At 67.7% G+C, this 20,954-nt stretch carries 11 protein-coding genes; 3 read left to right on the top strand and 8 right to left on the bottom strand.

Going from position 1 to position 20,954, the window contains the following annotated elements:
- Nucleotides 1-76 precede the first annotated feature (76 nt).
- Nucleotides 77-2,131, top strand: a complete 2,055-nt coding sequence (locus DLM85_RS11630; RefSeq protein WP_111478274.1) for a S9 family peptidase — start codon at nucleotides 77-79, stop codon at nucleotides 2,129-2,131.
- A gap of 216 nt (nucleotides 2,132-2,347) precedes the next feature.
- The gene (locus tag DLM85_RS11625) at nucleotides 2,348-3,565 is read left to right on the top strand and encodes a hypothetical protein (RefSeq protein ID WP_111478273.1); all 1,218 of its coding nucleotides are present in this window, start codon (nucleotides 2,348-2,350) and stop codon (nucleotides 3,563-3,565) included.
- A gap of 8 nt (nucleotides 3,566-3,573) precedes the next feature.
- On the opposite strand, the gene DLM85_RS11620 is transcribed toward DLM85_RS11625, so the two are convergent.
- The 8 genes from DLM85_RS11620 to DLM85_RS11585 all read right to left on the bottom strand — a co-directional run bounded on the left by DLM85_RS11620 (nucleotide 3,574) and on the right by DLM85_RS11585 (nucleotide 19,275).
- Nucleotides 3,574-5,721 (bottom strand): FUSC family membrane protein, encoded by a 2,148-nt coding sequence (locus tag DLM85_RS11620; protein ID WP_111478272.1) that lies wholly within the window; start codon nucleotides 5,719-5,721, stop codon nucleotides 3,574-3,576.
- A 171-nt stretch (nucleotides 5,722-5,892) separates the two neighbouring features.
- A complete protein-coding gene (locus DLM85_RS11615; protein ID WP_111478271.1) occupies nucleotides 5,893-6,261 on the bottom strand; it encodes an STAS domain-containing protein in 369 nt (122 codons plus the stop codon).
- 426 nt (nucleotides 6,262-6,687) lie between these two features.
- Nucleotides 6,688-7,662 carry a bestrophin family protein gene (locus tag DLM85_RS11610; RefSeq protein ID WP_111478270.1) on the bottom strand — a complete coding sequence of 325 codons (975 nt, stop codon included), beginning with the start codon at nucleotides 7,660-7,662 and terminating at the stop codon, nucleotides 6,688-6,690.
- Between the two features lie 139 nt (nucleotides 7,663-7,801).
- Nucleotides 7,802-8,155, bottom strand: coding sequence for a hypothetical protein (locus DLM85_RS11605; RefSeq protein WP_111478269.1), 354 nt, complete (start codon nucleotides 8,153-8,155; stop codon nucleotides 7,802-7,804).
- 63 nt (nucleotides 8,156-8,218) lie between these two features.
- Nucleotides 8,219-10,051, bottom strand: a complete 1,833-nt coding sequence (locus DLM85_RS11600; protein ID WP_111478268.1) for a MutS-related protein — start codon at nucleotides 10,049-10,051, stop codon at nucleotides 8,219-8,221.
- A 38-nt stretch (nucleotides 10,052-10,089) separates the two neighbouring features.
- Nucleotides 10,090-11,646 (bottom strand): FAD-dependent oxidoreductase, encoded by a 1,557-nt coding sequence (locus DLM85_RS11595; protein WP_111478267.1) that lies wholly within the window; start codon nucleotides 11,644-11,646, stop codon nucleotides 10,090-10,092.
- A gap of 101 nt (nucleotides 11,647-11,747) precedes the next feature.
- Complete coding sequence (locus DLM85_RS11590; RefSeq protein WP_111478266.1) at nucleotides 11,748-16,025, bottom strand: PAS domain S-box protein; 4,278 nt, start codon at nucleotides 16,023-16,025, stop codon at nucleotides 11,748-11,750.
- Between the two features lie 175 nt (nucleotides 16,026-16,200).
- Nucleotides 16,201-19,275 (bottom strand): chemotaxis protein CheB, encoded by a 3,075-nt coding sequence (locus DLM85_RS11585; RefSeq protein ID WP_111478265.1) that lies wholly within the window; start codon nucleotides 19,273-19,275, stop codon nucleotides 16,201-16,203.
- Nucleotides 19,276-20,109: 834 nt separating this feature from the next.
- On the opposite strand from DLM85_RS11585, the gene DLM85_RS11580 reads away from it, so the two are divergent.
- A protein-coding gene (locus DLM85_RS11580; protein WP_111478264.1) for an IS5 family transposase occupies nucleotides 20,110-20,912 on the top strand; the annotation gives its coding sequence in 2 pieces (ribosomal slippage) (nucleotides 20,110-20,440 and nucleotides 20,440-20,912; 804 coding nt in all).
- Nucleotides 20,913-20,954: the final 42 nt, after the last annotated feature.

Below are 20,954 nucleotides of genomic sequence, written 5' to 3'. Positions count from 1 at the left end.
AAATGCGCCGACCCGCCGGCTCAAAAGCCCGCGGGGCTGCCTACCTTCGGGGCTTCACATTCCCCGCCTTTCCCCCATGAAAAAACCGTTGCTGCTGGCCGTGCTGGCCGGCGCTACGCTCTCCGCCTCGGCCCAGCAGACGCTCACGCCGGAGCTGCTCTGGAAGCTCGGCCGCCTGGGCGAGCTGCAGGTGTCGCCCGACCGCAAAACCGTGGCTTTTACCGTCACGCGCTACGACCTGGGCGCCAACCGCGGCAACACCGACATCTATACGGTGCCGGTGGCCGGCGGCACGGTGAAGCAGCTCACCAGCACGCCCTACAGCGAAAACACCCTGAACTGGCGCCCCGACGGCCGGCTGACCTTCCTGGCCGACGAAGGCCAGGGGCCGCAGCTCTACGCCATGAATGCCGACGGCGCAGGCCGGCAGAAACTCAGTGAGTTCACCGACGAAAGCCTCTCGAACCTGAAGTACGCCGGCTCGGGCAAGTTCATCCTCTACACCCAGGATGTGAAGGTGCGCCAGGGCCTGCCGGACCTCTACCCCGACCTGCCCAAGGCCGACGCCAAGCTCTACGACGACCTGTTTTACCGCCACTGGACGCAGTGGGAAGACGACAAGGCCTCGCACGTGTTTTTCCAGCCCGTGGGCGACGACGGCCGCCCGACCGGCTACGGCAAGGACGTGCTGGCCGGCGAAGCCTTCGACGCGCCGGTGCGGCCCCTGGCCGGCTCCGAGCAGCTGGCTTTTTCGCCCGACGGCTACTGGCTGGCCTACACCTCGCGCAAGCTCTCCGGCCGGGCCGAGGCCGCCAGCACCAACGCCGACATCTACCTGTACTCGGTGCGCGACGGGAAAACGCAGAACCTCTCGCAGGGCCTGGAAGGCTACGACATCGAGCCCGTGTTTTCGCCCGACGGCGGGCGGGTGGCCTGGCTGAGCATGGCCACGCCGGGCTTCGAGGCCGACCGCAACGCCATCGTCGTGCACGACCTGAAGACCGGCCGGCACGAGGACATTACCAAGGGCTCGGAGCTGAGCGCGGCCAACGTGCGCTGGGCGGCCGACGGCAAAACCATCTACTTCGCGGCCGTGGTGGAGGGCACCGAGCAGCTGTTTGCCGTCCCGAGCAAGGGCGGCAAGATCAAGCAGCTGACCAAAGGCCTGCAGAACTACAACAGCTTCGAGCTGGCCGGCCCCGACGTGGCCATCTGCAACCGCACGACCATGCAGAGCCCGGCCGAAGTGGTGCGCGTCAGCCTCAGGAATGGCCAGGAAACCCCGCTGACGCAGCTCAACCAGGACGTGCTGGGCCAGGTGAAAACCGGCAAGGTGGAAAACCGCCGCGTGACGACCACCGACGGCAAGCAGATGCAGGTGTACGTCATCTACCCGCCCGATTTCGACCCGGCCAAGAAGTACCCCACGCTGCTGTACTGCCAGGGCGGCCCGCAGAGCCCCATCACCCAGGCCTTTTCGTACCGCTGGAACTTCGCTCTGATGGCCGCGCAGGGCTACATCGTGGTGGCTCCCAACCGCCGCGGCCTGCCGGGCTTCGGGCGCGAGTGGAACGACCAGATCAGCGGCGACTGGGGCGGGCAGCCCATCCGCGACTACCTCTCCGCCATCGACAAGGTAAGTGAGGAGCCCTACGTGGACAAGGACCGCCGCGGCTGCGTGGGGGCCTCGTACGGCGGCTTTTCGGTGTACTACCTGGCGGGCCACCACCAGGCCCGCTTCAAGACCTTTATTGCCCACGCGGGCCTCTACGACCTGACGAGCTGGTACCCCACGACGGAGGAAATGTTCTTCGCCAACTACGAGTTTAAGGGCGCGCCCTGGGACAAAACCGCACCCAAGAGCTACCAGGAGTTCAGCCCGGCCAACTTCGTGGGCCAGTGGGATACGCCCATTCTGGTTATCCACGGCGGCAAGGACTTTCGCGTGCCGGAGGGTCAGGGCATGGAAGCCTTCGGGGCGGCGCAGCTGCGCGGCATTCCGAGCCGCTTCCTCTATTTCCCCAACGAGGGCCACTGGATCCAGAAACCCCAGAACTCGGTGCTCTGGAACCGCGTGTTCTTCGACTGGCTGGGCCGCACGCTGAAACCCGGCGGCCCGGCGGCCAAGTAAGCCCGGCTTGTAGAGCCCCTACGAAAAAGCCCGGCGCCGCCCAGCGGTGCCGGGCTTTTTCGTGCACGGGCGCCTGCTTGGCGCAGCCCGGGCCGCGTTTTCGGCCGCTTCAGCAGGCGGCTGGGCGGCGCCTCCCGACGCCGCGTGTATTCCGGCGGCCGACCTTTTATTTCGGCCGCGGCGGCGGTATGTTTAAGGGCTATATATCTGCCTCCTGTGTTTCGTACCTCACTACCTACGCGGCTGCTGGCAGGCAGCCTGCTGCTGGCCTTGCCGGCCGCAGGGCAGCGCAGCCCCTCGGCGGCCGCCGCCGCCGGCCCGATTCCGGCTCAGGCCCCGCCCCCGCCCCCGCCCCCGCCCCCCGCGCTGGACGACCCCACCGCGCCCCTGCTCCCGGAACCCGACCCGGCCACGCGGCAGCTGTACGCCCGACAGCGGGTGCGCGCAGTACTGAAGGTGCGCCTCGACGACGAAGGCGCCGTGCGCGACACCGTGGAATACCAGGAAATCGACGCGTACGGCCGCCGCACCCTGCTGTGCCGCACCGGCGGGGGCTGGCAGGAGCGCCGCCAGTGGAGCTACGACGATGCGGGTCATTGCACCTCCATGGTGATTCACCCGGTGCCGGGCCGCTCCTTCACCACCATCTACAGCTACAACCCGGCCCTCGGCCGGGGCCGCTGCGAGGTGCTGCAGCCCAGCGGCCGCCGCACCACGGTGTGCGAGCTGCAGCGCCGCGCCCTCGGCGACACGCTGCTGACGGAAGCCCGGTTCTGGTTTCTGACGGTAGGGCGCTATCATTTTCCCCAAACCGGCTTCCGCCGCACCTGGCGCTTTGCCCTGAGCGCCGACACGGTGCTGACGCTGGTGAGCAGCTACACCCCAAAGGGGCGCCACCGGAGCACGCAGCTGCAGTATGAGCTGCGGCGCGACGGGCAAACGCAGGAAACCGGCGCGGTGGATGTGGTCCGGGCTCTGCGGGCGGCTCGGCAGCGGGCCGGGCAGGTACCGTTTGGGCAGCTGCCCGCGCTGCTGCACCGCTCGCCGGCCAGCTTCCGGCCCACCGCCCTGTTTCGCTACGACGCCCGGCAGCGCCTGGCCGAGCACCAGCTGATAACTACCTGGGACTTTGTGCCGACGCCGGCTTACACGACGCTGGTGTCAACCAACGTCCGTCAGCCCCTGACCGCCAGCCCTGGGGCGCGTAGCGCAGCCTTCGGGCAGGCGTCCATTCGCACCGTCACCACCAACACCTACAACAACCAGGACCAGCTCATCGGGCAGCAGCGTCGGCTGCTTGGCACGCGCTACCTCTGGGAGCCCCGGTACTTGGTGCTGTCTTACCAGCCCGATGGGCTGCCGGCCGGCGAAACCACCCGCAGCAGCGCCGACAAACCGGCGTTTTACCGCTACCAGTACCAGTATTACGAGTAAGGCGGCGCCTACGCGGCCACTACGTCCGTCACCTTGCGCAGGTCGCTGCTGACTTTCTGCACAAACTCCAGCTGCTCCTGCAACAGCCGCTCCTCCCCGGCCGGGGCGGGCTTGGTGGCGGGCGGCGGCGGGGCGGCGGGCAGCGGTGCCAGCTCCGGCACGTCGGCGGGGCCCAGCTTGCGCAGGCTTTCCGTGAGCAGCATCAGCGCCTGCCGCACCGGTTTCAGCGCCTCGGCGGGCCGGGCGGGCAGACTGCCGCCGCGCGCCGCGGCGGCCAGCGTGGCAATGTTCGACGACAAAATCAGGTTCAGCACCACGAACTGGTGCACTTCGGCCTCGTGGCGCTGTTTGCTTTTGGGCTCGGAGAGCATGCGCTGAAACGCCGCCGCCAGGTTGGCCGAGCTGATGTACACATCCTTGCGGGCCAGCTTGTAGTCGGTGGTGCTGAGCGTGCCGCCGCCCAGGCACTCGCCCAGGCGGTGCAGGTAGTAGCGGTTGGCCTGCAGCGCGTCGCGCATGTAAGTGGTCAGCTGCTCCGATTCCCAGCGCGGAAACAGCACGTAGCCGGTAGTCAGGGCAATGGCGCAGCCGATAACCGTGTCGATAACGCGCTCCTCGATGACGGCCACGTAACGCACACCCAGGAAGTGAAACATGATGACCAGAAAGGGCGTCAGAAACGTGACCATCACCACGTAGTTCAGGCGCTGGAAGCTGTAGGCCGTTATCATAAACAGCAGCAGGAAGCCGAACTGCGCCAGCTCGTTGGGCACCAGCCAGATGACGGCCACCCCGATCAGGCCGCCCACCAGGGTGCCCGTCACGCGCTGAATGTTGCGCTCCTTGGTCAGGCTGAAGCCTGGCTTGAGCATATACACCGTGGTCATCACAATCCAGTAGCTGTGGTGCCCGCTCACCAGCAGCCGCGCCACCGCGAAGCCGATGATGGCCGCCACGCTCACCCGCAAGGCGTGCCGAAACGTGGCCGACGACATGGTCAGGTTGCCCAGCAGCAGCTCGGGGCTCAGGGACTGGTGCGACACGAAGCGGCTGTAGTCGGCTTCGGCGGCGCCGTTGGGGGCGGGGGCGCGGTAGGTCGGGTCGGTTTCGCGGCTGATGTCGGCCAGGCGCTGGTGCAGGTTGCGCAGCTGCACTAGGATCTTGCGCAGCACCAGGTTGGAGCCCGGCTCCTCTTCCCCGATGCGGTCGATGCGGGCCTTGAGCTGCTCCAGCTCGGGCAGCCGGTCGTGGGGCACGGCGGGGGCGCGGTTGGCCTGAATGGCCAGCCCGATGTGGTCCAGCTCCACGGCCATCACCCGAATCAGCCGGGCCACGTCGGCCAGCACGCCGGTGTGGTTGAAGCGCTGGCGCAGGGCGGCGTAGTCGTAGTAGGTGGCCGTAATCTGCTCGTAGAGGTCCACTGCATCCACGAAGGTCAGTACCAGGCGGCGGCCGGTGCCGGTGGTTTCGCGCACGATCATGCGCGACTTGAACAGCAGCTCGCGGGCCGCGTCCTGCTTTTCGCTCACCGCCACCTGCTGCTGCACCAGCTGGCGGTAGTCGCGGTCGAGGCTGGTTTCAGGGTCGTAGAATTCGGCCTTGAGGCGCAAATACTCGGCAATGGCGTGAATGCACTCCCCCAGAGCCCGCTGCGCCGGCCGGTAGGGCCGGATGCGAAAAAACAGCAGGCACAGCAGCGTGTACCACACCCCGCCCAGCAGCACCAGCCCCGCGTAGCCGGCCAGCTCGGGCAGGGTCATGGCGCGGTCCATGGTCAGAATCATGATCAGCAGCCCGGCCGAGCCGATGGCCCCGGCCCGGGCGCCGTAGACCAGCAGCATGGTCAGGGCAAAGCTGAGCAGCAGGATTTCGCCGCCCAGCACCCACACGTTCAGGCGGGCCACGCCGGTGAGCAGGGCCACCACAAAAATCAGCGCCGTGCAGATCCAGAGCCCGTTGCGCTTGTGAATCACTGGCCCGGGAATGTCCGTCAGGCTGGCGCACACCGCCCCCAGCGACACGGTCAGGCCCAGCTCGAACTGCCCAAGCTGGGCCAGCAGCAAGGTGGGCAGCAGAATGCCGAGCGTGACGCGCAAGCCGTCGGCGAAATCTTGTCCGAAAAAAAAGTATTGGAAGGTGCGTTCGTGTCGGCGCATAAGCGGAGGCGGGCGGCGCGGGCCGGGCCCAAAGCCCAGCCTTAAACGCAACCGCGCCCGAACGTAACCAACGCCCGCCGAAAAAACACCACATTCCCCGAGCAGCCGCTGCGCCCGGGGCGCGGCCGCAGTCCCTGATGCCCTTTGCTGAGCAGCGGCCGGGGCCTTGGCTCAGGAGGCGAAGCGCCGGAACGAGGCGGGGCCGTGGCAGTACCGCTCGGCGTCGAGCAGCGTCGACACCACGGGGAGCGGGGCGGCCGTCAGGGCCTGCAGCTCCAGGCGCACGTCCTCGGTCAGGTGGCAGAGCACCAGGCTCATGCCGTGCCGCGCCAGCCGGTCGTGGTAGTAGGCCAGCAGTTCGGCCGCATCGGGCGGCAGGTGATGCAGGTGGCTGCAATCGACCCACACACTGGATTTGCCGCTGCGGGCGGCGCGGCGCAGGGCGTAGTCGAGCGCATGCTCGCGCTCAAAGCTCGGCGGGACGTCGTCGGCCAGGATCAGCAAGTAGCTCTCCGGCAGAATTTCGCGGTAAACCTCCATAATTCGTGGGAGCAGGTGCGAGAATAGATGTGGCGGCTATAACGGTGGCGGGAGGTCGGGGCGGTCTGGTCAGATTACCAACCGACTTGCTTTTGTTCAAGTCAGTCTTGGCCTGATACCCCTAATATACAAACATCCTATTATTTCCCGGCTTTTTACTGCCTGAATTTTACCAGGTTAGCCTCTGCCTACCCCTTTGCCGCGCTGTTGCCCGCTCCAAGACACCTAAAAAAAAGCCACAACTATTCCTGCCCATCAACGCCCTGCTTTCCGGGTTGGGTGGCCGGCCGGCCCGATTACTCGTCCCGAAGTTTCGACCGGAATCCGTGGACAGCAATTAAAAAGCACGCCGTGCGGAGTGCAGGCTCCCCACGGCGTGCTTTTTAATTGCAGCACCAGCTTTTTTGCTGTTACCCTACGCCCATGCTAGAACAATATATCCTTGACGGGCAGGGTTTTCGGCGGCAGCTCGGTTTCGCCCAGCATCTCGCGCAGGTCGATTTCGATGGTGCGGCAGAGTGCGGTCATCGGCACGTCGTTCATCTGGTACTCGAAGGGGTTTTCGCTGGTGTGGCCTACCACTTCGATGGTATTGAACACCCAGCTCGTGAGCACCGAGAAGGGCACGGTGAGCCAGACCATACCGGGGCCCAACTGGTCGAACTCGCGCAGCAGGCCCAGGGGCAGCATCAGCGAGAACAGGCACACGAACAGGAAGCTGTAGAAGGCGTACTGGCGCGGGAAGGGCGTGTTTTTGATTCGCTCGCAGCCGCCCTGCAGGTCGAAGAGGCGCTCCAGGGTGCGCATCATGTTCACGTGCTGAAAATCGTTGAGCAGGCCGCGCTCCTCGCGCAGGATGCGCAGCTCGGCGGCCTGGCGGCGCAGCAGATGCGCCGGCGGATTGGCCCGCTGCCGCATAAAATCCGACTCTTCGGGCTGCAGAAACGGGGCCACGTCGCTGTCCCACAGGTCTTCGCGCTGCTGCCGCAGCTGCAGGCGCAGGGCGTTGCACCAGGCAATATGGCGGTACAGGAGCCGGTGGTGGCGCTCCGTCAGCTCGCGGGCCGTGGCCTGGGGCCGCACCTCCGTCAGCTCGGGCGCATCGACGCGGGAGGTGATGAACTCCAGCGCCTGAATGGCCCAGGTGCGGCTGGTATTGACGATGCCGCCCCAGATCTGGCGGCCCTCCCAGAACCGGTCGTAGGAGCCGTTGTTTTTGAAGCCGATGTAGAACGCCACCGCCGTGCCCAGCGTGGCCACGGGCTGCCAGGGAATGGAAAAATGGTTGAAGCCGTGGGTATAAAACCAGCAGATAACCAGGTTGTAGAGCGTCAGAATGAGCACACTGCGCCAGGCACTGCGCCAGATAATGCTCCATCGAAGGTTTTGTCGAACGTACATGCGGCTTGGTCGGCGAGTAAGCAGGCGTTGCCCGGCCGACGCCCCGCTTGTACGCAAAAATGCCCGAAGCGGCGGCTTCGGGCACGCAGAAGGTGCCGGCGCGCCGGTGAGGCGCGGGGCTCCAAGCGCGGGCGGGCCGTCAGAGACGCTGAAAACCCATATCCAGTACCGCCTGCAGGTCGGCCTGGCGTACGGTGGCCTGCAGAATTACGCCGGTGGGGCAGCTGCAGGCAGCGCACACGGCTGCCTGCCCGGTGCGGGCGGCATACACGTCGCTGGCCACGATGCCTTGCTGCTGCAAATAAGCCCTGGCCAGGGCTTCCAGCTGCTGGGTTGAGGTGGCCTGGCCCCAACGGTCGGCGCACTGGGTTTGGGCGTAGCTCACCGGCACCGGTCGTTCGGCGGCGGGCACTACGTCGTCATCCTCGCAGCTACCAATCGAGCTCAGCCCCAGGAAGCCAATCAGGCAAGCAAGTAGTCGTACGCTTTTCATAACTGGTGATACGGTTGGTTATATAGCAGAGGTCCGATAATTAGACGACGGTTGCAAGCCCGCTTATTTTTTTGCCAGCTCTATCCCCATGAGCTCCATCAGCTTACTGGCGTTGAATTCGCGGCAGAGGCCGGGCGTGAGGCGGTAGTCGAAGCGGATTTCGTCGCCCTCGATGTCGCTGTTGAAGCTGTAGTTCGTCACGAAGCCGGGCAGCTCCCGGGCCAGGTCGCCCAGCTCCAGGTCGTGGGTGCTCACGAGGCCGCTGGCGGGGCGGCGGTGCAGCTGCCGGATGAGGCCGCGGGCACCGTCGTGCCGGTCGCGGGAGTTGGTGCCCTTCAGAATTTCGTCGAGCAGGAAAAACACGGGCCGGCCGGCGGCCGTCAGGTCGAGCAGCTGGCGCAGGCGCTTGAGCTCGGCGTAGAACGAGGACGTGCTTTCGGCGAGGTTGTCTTGGGTGCGCATGGCCGTAAACAGCTCCAGCGGGCCGATGCGCAGCGCCTGGGCGCACACCGGCCCGCCGGCCAGGGCCAGCACGGCATTCACGCCAATGGTGCGCAGAAAGGTGGTTTTGCCCGACATGTTGGAGCCCGTCACCAGTCCGGTGCGGCCCGGGCCCTCGGTGGCGAAGTCGTTGGCCACGCGGCCGGGGCTGAAGATGAGCGGGTGGGCCAGCTGCGCGGCCACGAAGGTCAGCGGCGCCTCGGTCAGCGCGGGCACGGCCCAGGCGGGGTTGGCGTATTGCACGGCTGCGAGGCTGCCGAGGGCTTCCACTTCGGCCACCACTTCCAGCCAGGGCTCCAGCCGGCCGCCGAGCTGCCGCTTCCAGCGCTCCAGCCGCCACATCCAGAAGAAGTCCCACAGCAGCAGGTTGTTGGCGAAGAAGCCGGCCAGGGTACTCCAGCGCAGCGAGAAATTCTGCGCAATGCCCGCCAGCCGGCCCACGTAGGCCGAGGCCGGGGCGCCGTGGGCCAGCAGCACCTGCCGCAGCTCGGCCAGCCGCGGGGCCGCGCACGCGCGCTGCTCCAGGTGGCGCAGCTGGTCGCGGTAGGCGCGCAGCACGTCGTACATATCCATGCAGCGCTCAAACACGGTGTCGCGCTCCTGCCGGAAGCGGTAGTTGACGGCGTACATCAGCAGCACCGGCCCGGCGGCCAGCCAGCCCGAGGAGCCCGTCAGCCAGGCGGCAATACCCAGAATGGCCAGCGGGGGCAGCACCGGCAGCAACGCCAGCACCCAGCCGCGGCCCTGGTAGAAATCGGGGGCGTGCATCCAGGCCAGGAAGGGGCGCGGGTCGTCGGATTGCTTCGGAAACTGCCGGGCACGGGCCTGCCAGTGCTGCCGCCACGCCACGTCGGCGGCCAGCTCGGCCACGGCGGGCTGGCGCTGCTCCAGCTCGGCCACGGTGGCCGGGGCCTGCAGCCAGGCAGCCAGCCGGTCCTGCCCCAGGCGCGAGGTGGCGCGGCTCAGCAGCTGAAACAGGGAGTGCGGGCCGAACACGTCGAGGTCGGCGGTGTAGGGGTGAGCGGGGTTCTGGTAACGCGGGCCTTCGTCGAAGCCCGCGAACTGGCCGGCCAGACGCGCCAGCTCTTCCTGGTTGATCAGGCGCAGCAGCTGGCGCTGACGTAGCTGGTAGCCCACGCGGCCGTGCCAGCGCATCACCAGCACGAACACCGCGTAGCTGACGGCCAGCCAGCCAAAGGCCGCCAGGTTCTCGTCGCGGCGAAACAGCCACCACGCCCCGCCGGCCCCGGCCAGAAACACGGCCACCCGCAGCCAGCCGAGCAGGCTGTGGCGGCCGGCAAAGTGTTGCTCCTCGGCGGCGTAGGTGGCGAGGTTATCGGTGAAAATGTCCTGCGGCTCGATCTGCAGCGGGCGAATGGAATTGGCAACGGGCATGGGACAAAGCTACGACCCGCCGCCGGGCGGCCCCGCTCCTACTCCACCCGGTCCAGCCCGCGGTCGGCGGGGCCGTTCACCAGCTCGCCGTAGGCCGTGAAGCGGGAGCCGTGGCAGGGGCAGTCCCAGCTTTTTTCCTCGCTGTTCCAGTGCACCACGCAGCCCAGGTGCGGGCAGATGGCCGAGCACGCATGCGCCTGGCCCTGCGGGTCGCGGTACACGGCCACCTTGCTCAGGCCGCGGCGCAGCACGGCACCGTGGCCGGGCTCGATGTCGGCTTCGCTGGCCGCGTCGCCGCCGGTGACGAGGTCGGTGTACTGGGCGGCCACGTTCGCGTTTTCCCGCACGAATTCCTTGAGTGCCGACGGGTGGGCCGACACCCGGCCGGGGTCGTAGAGCTTGGCCCAGGGGTTGTCGCGGTCCATAATCAGGTCCGTCACCAGCATGGCCCCGAGGGTGCTGTGCGTCATGCCGTGGCCCGAGTCGCCGGTGATGATGTAGATGTTGTCGGCGTCGAGCGGGTTGCGCCCGGCGTAGCCCAGCGAGTCGACGGGCTCCAGCACCTGGCCCGACCAGCGGTACTCCACCTGCTGCGTCGTCGGGAAGTTTGCCCGGGCCCATTCTTCCAGGCAGCGAAACCGTTCGGCGTAATCGTCCTCCTGGCCGGTTTTGTGGTCTTCGCCGCCCACGATGAGCAGGTCGTAGGCCTCGCCGCTGGGCGCCGCGTCGTGTACTTCCTGCAGGCGGATGTAGTGGTACGGATCAGGCGTATCCCAGTACAGGGCCCTGGTCACCGAGCCTTTCGGCACCCGAAAGGCCAGCGCGTAGGTGCGGTAAGGGCTCTGCTTGGTGTGCATCACCACCTGGTCGTTGAAGGGCACGTTGGTGGCCACCACGATGTGCCGGGCCCGCACTTCCAGCCCGCTTTCCGTCACCACGCGGGTGTGGTGGCCGCTGTGCACCTCGCGCACCCGGGTGTTGGTGAAGATGCGCCCGCCGCCCTGCCCGATGGCCCGGGCCAGCCCCGCGGCGTAGCGCACCGGGTGAAACTGCCCCTGGTTCGGGAAGCGCAGGCACTCGCCCGAGCGGAAGCCCCGGGCCCCGGCGTCGGGCAGGCGCTGCACCTGCGTGAGGCCGGCGCGGTGGGCGGCTTCCAGCTCGTCGGCCAGCTCCTGCGCATCGCCGCCGGGGGGCAGAAACAAATAGCCGTCGAGGCGCTCAAAGTCGCAATCGATGTTTTCGGCCTGGGCAATGGCTTCGATGCGGTCGATGGCCGCGCCGTGGCTTTGGGCGGCTAGCCGGGCACCAGCCGGTCCGAAGAGCTTTTCGAGGTGGTAGTACCGGTCGTCGAGGGCGTTGGAGAGGTGGGCGGTGGTGCGCCCCGTCTCGCCCGACACGATTTCGCCGTCTTCCAGCAGCACCACGCGCCGGCCCTCGCGGGTGAGGAGGTAGGCCGTGGTCAGGCCCGCCAGCCCCGCCCCGACGACCACCACCTCGGCGTCCGTCGATTCGGAGAGGGCGGGAAAGGCGGGCCGCTCGGCGGTAGCCAGCCAGGAGGTGTTGTGGGCGCCGGAAGTCTGATCGGGGGTCTGCATAAGGTCGCGGGCAGTTGGTAGGGTTGGCTTTAGCTTACGCCCCGCGGCGCGCCGGGATACAGCCGAGGTTGGCCGTTGGCGGGGGCCGCCCGGCGCCCGACTCAGCCGACGGCGGGCTGCTCGGGCGTAGTCAGCGGCAGCTCGATGGTGATGGTGGTGCCCCGCCCGGGCTTGGAGCGAATGTCGAGGCGGCCACCGAGCAGGCTTACCCGGTTCTGAATGCCGGTGAGGCCAATGCCGCCGTGCTTCTGCGTGACGGTTGCCACGTCGAAGCCGGCGCCGTCGTCCTCCACGCTGGCGTGCAGCACCTGGTTTTGCACCTCCACGTAAATAAACGCTTCCCGGGCCTGCGCGTGCTTGATCACGTTGTTGAGCAGCTCCTGCACGATGCGGTACACGGCCGTTTCGAGCAGGCGCGGCAGCGGCTCCGGCAGCACGCCCACGTTCAGGTGCACGGCCAGGTTTTGCTGCGGAATGCGCTTGCATATCTCCTCCAGCGCGGTTTTCAGGCCAAAGTCCTCCAGCACGTTTGGCGTCAGTTCAAACGAGATGGTGCGCGTGGACTTGATGGCCTCGTTGAGCAGCCCCAGCGCCGAAGCGCGGTGCGCCTCGTCGACGGGCTGGTTGTAGAGGTGCAGCTTGGCCGCGTACAGCAACTGGCCCACCCCGTTGTGCAGGGCCTCGGCAATGCGCTTCCGCTCGTCTTCCTGGGTGTGCATGATGGCGCTGAGTACCTCCTTTTCGCGCTGCAGGCGCAGGCGGGTGGCCTCTTCCATCAGGCGGTTGCGCTCGGTCACGTCGCGGATAACGCCGAGCACCCCGGCCACGGCGCCCTGCGCGTCGCGCAGGGGCACGAAGGCCGCATCGAACACGCCCTCGCGCCGGCTGAAGGACACGTTGTAGTAGGTCTGGGCTTCGCCGGCCAGCGCGCGGCGCAGGATGTCGTGGTTGCGCGGAATATCGATGGCGGGCAGCGCCTTCGATATCGGCTGCCCGAGCACCGCCGCGCGCTTCACCTCCAGAAACTGCTCCATGAGGTAGTTCCACTCCGTCACGCGCAGTTCCGCGTCGAAGGCCATGATGCCCTCCTGGATGTTCGACACCAGGCCCTGCAGGAAGGCCGCGTCGGCGGCCAGGCGGGCGTTGGCCTGGTGCGTCTCGGTCACGTCGATGCCGAAGAGCACGCCGCTCTGCTTTTCCTCGTCGAAGAAGCCGTAGTTCTGAAAGTAGGTCTGCTCGCCGCGGCGGGGCGGCTCGCCCACGAACTGCACTTTCTCGCCCGCCAGCAGCCGCTGGATGTAGGGCGTGAGCTGAGGCCAGGCCTCGAACACGTTGCGGCCGGTTATGGCGTTGTCGGCCACGCCGAGGCGGCGCAGGCCGGCCCCCACCACTTCCTGCAGCGTGCCATCGGGGGCCACGCGCGAGAGGACCACGGGAATGGTTGTCAGGATGTGGTCGAGCAGGCGGTTTTTGGAGTTCAGCTCTTCCTGGGCGCGCCGGCGCTCGGTCACGTCGCGGATAAGGCCGGCCAGGCGCTGCGGCTGGCCGGCCTCGTCGTAGTGCACCTGCCCGGTGGAGGCCACGTGGCGCACCGAGCCGTCGGGGCGCACGATGCGGTGCTCCAGCTCGAAGGGCACCCCGTCGCGGATGGTGGTGGTCAGCGCCTCGGCCACGGCCGCCGCGTCGGCCGGGAGCACGGCCGCCCGAATGGCGTTGAAGCTCTGGCGCCGGTCCTCGTAGGGCCGGCCGAAAATGGCCTGGGTCCGCTCGTCCCAAAACAGCTCGTCGTTTTCGAAGCTCCACTCGAACACCCCGGTTTGCGAGGCTTGCAGGGCCAGGCGCAGGCGTTCCTCGCTCGTGCGCAGGCGCAGGTTGGCCCGCCGGAACTCGGTCACGTCGCGCACCACGCTCACCACCCGGCCGGGCTGGTTGTGGTCGTCGTAGAGGGCCTGGCCGCTGATGCGCACGTAGCGCAGCTCGGCCATGGGCGGGCGCAACACGCGCACGTTCAGCGAAAAAGCCAGGTGATTTTGCAGGCTGCGCTGAATCTGTTCCTCCACGCCGGGCAGGTCGTCGGGGTGCAGCAGGCCGCTCAGCCCGGCGGCGGGGTAGCGCCCCGGGCCTTCCCCGAGGCCGAATATTTCGGCCGCGCTGGCATCGACGACAACTTGCTGGGGCTGCGTTTCCCAGAGGCCCACGCCCATGTTGGCCGCGCTCAGGGCCGTGCGCAGCTGCTCTTCGCTTTCGCGCAGGCGCTGCTCGGCCAGGCGGCTCTGGGTCACGTCGTGCAGCACGCCGCTCATGCGCACGGGGTGGCCGGCTTCGTCGTACATCACCTGCCCGTTGGCGCACACGTGGCGCACGGTTCCGTCCGGGTGCTGCACGCGCACTTCCACGTCCAGCACCCCGTCGCCGGTGGCGGCGCGCTGCAGGGCTCCGGCGGCCAGTTCCCGGTCGAGGGGGTGCACCACGGCCAGCAGCTCGTCGAAGCTCAGATCGGGGCCCTCGGCGGGCAGGCCAAACATGTGCCGGGCCCGCGCGTCGACGTAGAACAGCTGGGTGTCGAAGTTCCAGATGCCGATGCCCAGCTCGGCGGCCTGCACGGCGGTGCTCAGGCGGGCCTCGCTTTCCTGCAGGCGCTGGGCGACCAGCTTTTTCTCGGTCACGTCCTGCACCACGCCGGTCATGCTCAGGGCCTGCCCCGTGGGGCTATAGGCCACCTGCCCGCTCGATACGATGTAGCGCACCGTGCCGTCGGGCAGCACCACGCGCTGGTCCATTTCCACGGGCAGGTGCTCCGCAACGGCGCGCTGCAGGGCCGCTTCCACCCGCTCCCGGTCGTCGGGGTGCAGCAGGCGGCGGATGTCGGGGAAGGTCAGCGGGGCCTCGTCGGCGGGCAGGCCGAACATGTGCCGGGCCCGCGCGTCGAAAAACACCTCGTCGGTGACGAAATTCCACTGAGCTACGCCCAGCTCGGCAGCCTGCAGGGCGGTGCTCAGGCGGGTTTCGCTTTCCTGCACGCGCTGCTCGGCGCGGCGGCGCTCGGTCACGTCGCGCCAGCAGATGTGGGTGAGCATGGGCTGTCCGGGCAGCTCGATGGGCGTGAGCACGCCTTCGATCAGCACTTCCTCGCCGGTGAAGCGCTGCATCAGCGTCTCGCAGCGCAGGGAGCCTTCGCGGCGGGCGGTTTCCACGTGGTCGGCAAACCACTCGGCCGTGCGGCGGCCGTCGGGCTGCTGCTCGGGCATGCACACCTCGGCGGGCTGGCCCACCAGCTGCTCGCGCCGCTGGGCCCCGATCAGGTGCAGGGCGGCGGCGTTGCAGTCCACGTAGCGGCCGTCCTCCAGCAGCAGCATGCCGTCGGAGCTTTGCTCGAACACGGTGCGGAAGCGCAGCTCACTGTCGCGCAGGCGTTGGTCGAGGCGCTTCTGCTCGGTGATGTCGCGCCAGACGGCGTGCTGCACCAGCTCGCCGTGCACGCGCATGGGCGTCAGCACGATTTCCTGCCAGATTTCTTCGCCCGTGAAGCGGTGCCGCAGCCACTCGTAGCGGTAGGAGCCGCGGCCCAGCGCCTGCTCCAGCGCCTGCACCAGGCGCTGGGCCGAGAGCGTGCCGTCGGGCTGCCGCTCGGGGCTGAGCAGCAGCGCCGGCTGCTCCACCACCTGTTCGCGGCGGGTGGCCCCCAGCATGGTCAGGGCGGCCTGGTTGCAGTCGACGATGGTGAAGTCGCGCAGGAGCACGGCCGCATCGGCCGACTCCTCGAACAGGGCCCGGAATTTCTGCTCGCTCGCGGCCAGGTCGGCCACGGCCCGGCGGCGGGCCGTGTCGTCGGTGAGGGCCAGGCGGCAGCGGGGGGCGCCTTCCTCGGGGCCCAGGCGCACGCCTTCGAGCAGGGCAAAGAAAGTGCTGCCGTCGGGGCGCTGCATTTCCAGCTCGCAGCTCTGGCTGGCGTCGGCCGCCAGCACCCGCTGCAAAAACGCGTAGAAGTGGGCCCGCTCGTCGCCCAGGGCAACGTACTGGGCGAAGCGCCGGCCCAGCACCGCGCCGCGAGGCGCGCCCAGCAGCTGGCTGGCGCGCAGGTTGAGCTGCTGCACCAGGCCCTGCGCATCGAGGGTGCAGTAGCCCACCGGGGCAAACTCGAAGAGGTCGACGTACTGGCGGTGCAGGGTTTCGCGCTCGGTCTGGGCCGTGAGCAGCTCCTCGTACTGCATTTCCAGCTCGATCTGGTGCGTCTGCAAGTCCTGCGCCAGCCGGCGCACGTCGCGCGGGCTCAGGTTGTCGATGCTGCTCGTGACCAGGCCGCGGCGTTTCTCGGCTTTGCGGCGCAGCTGGTTCATGCGGCGCCGCACCGCGTCATTTTCGTTGGAAGTAGGCTCCATAACGAAGGAATAATCGGGAAGGGCAGCCTGTCCGCGTGCGGCGGCGCGGCAGGGCTACCGTACTGTTACGCTGCGGGGCGGCAGCGGGCCAGTAATCTAAAGGGAATAAATCGACCAGCCGTGCCAGACCGGGCAACCGGGGCAGCCGGGCCGACGACCCGGTGCCCGGCCGGGGCTATTCGCTGAGCTGGCTTACGCCCAGCAGCAGCTGGTCCGTGGGCTTGCCGCCGCTGATAAGCTGGCGGCCGTAGAGCCGCAGGTGGCGCGGGCCCAGCTCCGGAAACGTGGTGTGCACCACCAGGTCGTCGAAGCCCTGGCCGGTGTCGAGGGTGCGGCGGATGGCCGCGGCCAGGGCGGGCTGGTGCCAGGCGCCGCGTCCGAGCTGGTCGAGCTGCTGGCCGCGGACCTGCTCCACCTCCACCTGGAAGGCCTGGGCGAAGGAGCGGTTGACGGACAGCACCCGGCCCGCGCCGTCTACCACCAGCAGCGGCTCGCGCAGGTTTTCGATGATGCTTTCGGCCAGGGCCGTGCTGGCCTGGAGCTGCTGCTCCAGCTGCTTGAGCGCGGTGATGTCGATAAAGGTGATGACGGCCCCGCTGATGTAGTTGTTGAGGGTGCGGTAGGGCAAAATGCGCATGGCAAACCACTCGCCGTTCCGGGTCTGGATGTTCGTCTCCACGCCCACCAGCCGGTCGAGCACCTGGCGCACGTCGGCGGGCAGGCCCTCGTAGCGCAGGTTGTTGGTCAGGTGCGTGATGGGCCGCCCGATATCGGTGGGCAGCAGCGGAATGATGCGCGCCACCGATGGGGTGAAGCGCTTGATGACCATGTCGTTGTCGAGGAAGATGGTGGCAATGCCCGTCGCGTCGAGCAGGTTCTTCATGTCGTTGGCGGCCAGGCTCAGCTCCTCGGTTTTGGTGAGGTACTGCACGTTCAGGGTCATCAGCTCCTCGTTCAGGGTCTGCATTTCCTCCCTGTTGGTTACGGCCTCCTCGTTGGTGCTCTGCAGCTCCTCGTTGGCCGACTGCAGCTCCTCGTTGGTGCTCTTGAGCTCTTCCAGCGACGACCTCATTTCCTCCACCATGGTCTGCAGGCGGTGCTTGGTGTACTGCAGCTCTTTTTCCAGGGCCAGCACCACCGAGTCACGGGTGAGTATTTCCTCCGCTCGCGCCTGCCTGCGCTGCCGCTTGCTGGTGGGCATGCCCTCGAACACGACCAGCAGCAGGCCGGCCAGCGCGTCGGGCGCGTCGAGGAACTTCACCGTGAGGCGAATCAGCTGGTAGCCGCTCTCGGTGCGCAGCTTGATGCCCTCCACCGTCACGTCCTCGTGCTGCTGGTGGGCGCGGTGCACGGCCCCGCTCAGCTCAAAGCCCATTTCCTCGCGGGCCATGTCAAACACGTTCATGGTGCCCAGGCCGGGGGCGGGCTCCAGGTAGCGGCCGGTGCGCCCGTTCACGAACAGGATTTCGCCCTTGCTGTTGATGACCACCGCCGGCGGCGCAAACGTGCGCAGCAGCATCTTCTGGATCAGCACGACGAAGTGGTCTTCTTTGCGCGGGGCCGGGCTCGTAACCGGCGGAGGGATGCTGGGAACGGCGGCTTGGTGCGTCAGCGAAAACGGGAAGTGGGAGATGCGCGCCAGCGAGTACGGCACGTTGTTGCGGCGCGAGATTTTCCACTTCACGTCCAGCGGGGTAAACAGCGTCTGGAAGCCCATCAGGTTTTCCGAGGGCCCGAGCAACAGCAGCCCGTCGGGGCTCAGGGCGTAGTGAAACACGGGCAGCAGGTTGCGCTGCAGCTCGCTGCTGAGGTAGATGAGCAGGTTGCGGCACACCAGCAGGTCGAGCTTGATGAAGGGCGCGTCCTTGTTGATGTTGTGCAGGGCAAACACCACCACGTCGCGCACTTCCTTGCGGATCTGGTAGCCGCCTTCCACCGGGCTGAAAAAGCGCTGGAGCCGGGCCGGGCTCACGTCGCCCTCGATGTTCGGCGGGTAGATGCCGGCCCGGGCGTGGTCGATGCCCTCGGGGTTGATGTCGGTGGCAAACACCTGCACTTTCAGGCACTTGGTGGGCAGCTGATCGAGGCACTCCTGCAGCAGCATGGCCAGGGTGTAGGCCTCCTCGCCGCTGGAGCAGCCCGGCGCCCACACCCGCACCACCGCGTCCACGGGCTTGCGCTGGAGCTGGGCCAGCAGGTAGCCCTGCAGCGCCTCGAAGGCCTCCGGGTCGCGGAAAAACTTCGTTACGCCGATGAGCAGCTCCTTGAACAGCAGCTCCACCTCCTGGGGCGTTTCCTGCAGAAAGCGCACGTACTGGGCAAAGTCGCGGATCTGGTGCGCGTTCATGCGCCGGTCGATGCGCCGGAACACGGTGTTGCGCTTGTAGAGCGAGAAGTCGTGCCCGGTCTGGGTGCGGATGAGCAGAAAGATTTTCTGCAGCGCGTTGGCGGGCCGGGCGTCGCCCCCGCGCAGCACCGCCGACGGGCGCTCCAACGGCGGCTGCCGGGCATACTCCAGCAGCTTGGCCGGTAGCTGCTCGGCCGGCAGCACGTAGTCGACAAACTCGGTGGCCAGCGCGGCGCGGGGCATGGCGGCGTACTCGGCCGTTTCGGGCTCCTGCGCCATAATCATCCCGAAGTTTTCCATCACCATCTTCAGGCCCAGCGCCCCGTCGGAGCCCATGCCGGAGAAGATGACGGCCACGGCCCGCTCGCGCACGTCCTTGGCCAGGCTCTGCAGAAAAAAGTCGATGGGCAGGCGGTGGCCCGGCGCCTGAGTGGGCGGCAACAGCAGCAAGGTGCCGCTGAGCAGGCTCAGGTCCTTGTCGGGCGGCAGCACGTACACCGTGTTGGGCCGCAGCCGCTGGCCGTCCTCCACTTCGTACACCAGCATGTTGGTGAACCGCTGCAGCACTTCGGGCAGGTGGCTGCGCTGGTTGGCGGCCAGGTGCACCACCACCACGAAGGCCATGCCCGGGGCGGCCGGCAGGTTCCGAAAAAACTGCTCGAGCGCCCCGATGCTCCCCGCCGAGCCGCACAGGGCCACTACCGGAAACCAGTCCAGCGGCTCGCCCGAAGCGGCCCCCAGCAGCGGGCCGCCTTCCGGCAGCTCGTCCTCGTCCATGAGCAGCAGCGCCTGATCGGCCAGCGGCTGCTCAGCGGATTCAAGCAGCTGGCCCTCGGATTGAAGGAGGGTACGTTGTTCCGGCGTCGAATCCGACGAGGGTTGATCAGCGGGAGTATCGGGCATAAACCGGAGCCCGGGGCCAACGGCCACCGGGCAGCAAAAGTGAAGGCAGACGGTTGAGCCGAGGCGGCGCGCTCGGCCCAAAGGTACTCCGTTCCCCACGAGTGCGCCCCGGCCGAGCCGGCGCGCAACCAGTAAGCGCCCGGCCCGCGGAGCGCAGTCGAACCGACGGCCGGCGCAGCCAGGCACCGCTGCCGCTTTGCCGAAGCAGCACAACAGCCCGGCGTGGCGCGCCCAGCCGAGGCATCCTGTCGAATGGCCCCGTCATACTCAGCCTACATGAAGCATCTCGTCCGCTTCGCCGGGGTAGCACAGCCGGCGCAGCCCGGAACGAACGTCCGGGCGAGCCTGTGGGGACCTTTCGCGTGTGGGCGTCGGATCCATTCCGCTTTCCTCGGCTTGTCGGGGCGGCTGTGCCCCGTCGGGGCCGCGGGAGGCGCACCGCAGCACGCGCCCTCAAACGCTCCGGGGAAGTAATGCTCCCGCACCGCAGCCCCGGGGCTTCGGCGAAGTTTTTTGGTTGATGACCAGCCGCTGTTGGCCCCTGCGTATAGCCCAGAACCCGCCGCCCCCTTCCGCCCCGCGCCGACGTGCCCACCGCCCCCGTGCAGGAGCCGCCCCCTGGGCAGGCAACGGCACGCCTTCGCCCTAAAATGGTATTCTTCCGCAGTAGCCGGTTCGGAGTGCCTTCCCGGTGGCTTCCCGGAAAAGGCCGGCCCGGCGCCGGGCCTACGCAGCTGCCGGCTTTCAGCACTACCGTTGTCGAGCCGCCAAACGCACGTAGCCTGGCTTCCGTACTAAGAGCACCTAACAAAACCGGCATGCGTATCAGTCGCTATGGCAAAGCCGTTGGTTACAGACGAGTTATGGGCGGTGGTAGCGCCGTTGCTGCCGCCCGCTGCGCCGCATCCGAAAGGCGGGCGGCCGCGCGTGGATGATCGGGCCGCGTTAACGGGGATTCTGTTCGTGTTGCGCAGTGGCATTCCGTGGGAGATGTTGCCCGCCGAAATGGGCTGTGGCTCCGGCATGACCTGCTGGCGGCGCTTGCGTGACTGGCACGCAGCCGGCGTGTGGCAGCGCTTGCACCACGTCTTGCTCGAGCGGCTGCACGTGGCCGGCCAGTTGGATTGGTCCCGCGCCAGCCTGGATGCGCAAAGCGTTCCGGCGGCAAAAGGGGGGCGCACACCGGCCCGAATTCTACGGACCGCGGTAAGCCGGGTACCAAGCGCCACCTGCTCGTAGACCGCCGCGGCACGCCGCTGGCCGTGCAGCTCAGCGCCGCTAACCAGCATGATTCGACCGTCTTTGAAACGCTACTTGACGCGGTCGAGCCCGTGCGCCAAGCCCGCGGCCGGCCCCGCCAGCGCCCCGCCAAGCTGCACGCGGACAAAGGATACGACTACCGAAAATGCCGGCTGGCGCTGCGCAAACGCGGCATCAAAGCGCGCATTGCCCGCCGCGGGGTGGAGTCCGGCCAGCGCTTGGGCCGCCACCGCTGGGTCGTCGAGCGCACCTTTGCTTGGCTCAACCGCTTCCGACGCCTGCGGGTACGCTACGAACGACGTGACGACATCCACCTCGCGTTTACCAAACTCGCCTGCGCCCTCATCACCCTCAAGGCCCTCAAACGGTTTTGTTAGACACTCTAAGCACCCCAAACGGCCACACAACCGCCGCTTACC

The organism is Hymenobacter edaphi, assembly GCF_003258365.1.
In the GTDB taxonomy this organism is placed as follows: Bacteria; Bacteroidota; Bacteroidia; order Cytophagales; family Hymenobacteraceae; genus Solirubrum; species Solirubrum edaphi.
This window is presented reverse-complemented; position numbering and strand designations above follow the sequence as displayed.

Excerpts from the sequence above, each read along its gene's own strand:
- DLM85_RS11630 (WP_111478274.1), top strand. The coding sequence starts at position 77 with ATGAAAAAACCGTTGCTGCTGGCCGTGCTGGCCGGCGCTACGCTCTCC.
- DLM85_RS11620 (WP_111478272.1), bottom strand. The coding sequence starts at position 5,721 with ATGCGCCGACACGAACGCACCTTCCAATACTTTTTTTTCGGACAAGAT.
- DLM85_RS11615 (WP_111478271.1), bottom strand. The coding sequence starts at position 6,261 with ATGGAGGTTTACCGCGAAATTCTGCCGGAGAGCTACTTGCTGATCCTG.
- DLM85_RS11610 (WP_111478270.1), bottom strand. The coding sequence starts at position 7,662 with ATGTACGTTCGACAAAACCTTCGATGGAGCATTATCTGGCGCAGTGCC.
- DLM85_RS11605 (WP_111478269.1), bottom strand. The coding sequence starts at position 8,155 with ATGAAAAGCGTACGACTACTTGCTTGCCTGATTGGCTTCCTGGGGCTG.
- DLM85_RS11600 (WP_111478268.1), bottom strand. The coding sequence starts at position 10,051 with ATGCCCGTTGCCAATTCCATTCGCCCGCTGCAGATCGAGCCGCAGGAC.
- DLM85_RS11595 (WP_111478267.1), bottom strand. The coding sequence starts at position 11,646 with ATGCAGACCCCCGATCAGACTTCCGGCGCCCACAACACCTCCTGGCTG.
- DLM85_RS11590 (WP_111478266.1), bottom strand. The coding sequence starts at position 16,025 with ATGGAGCCTACTTCCAACGAAAATGACGCGGTGCGGCGCCGCATGAAC.
- DLM85_RS11585 (WP_111478265.1), bottom strand. The coding sequence starts at position 19,275 with ATGCCCGATACTCCCGCTGATCAACCCTCGTCGGATTCGACGCCGGAA.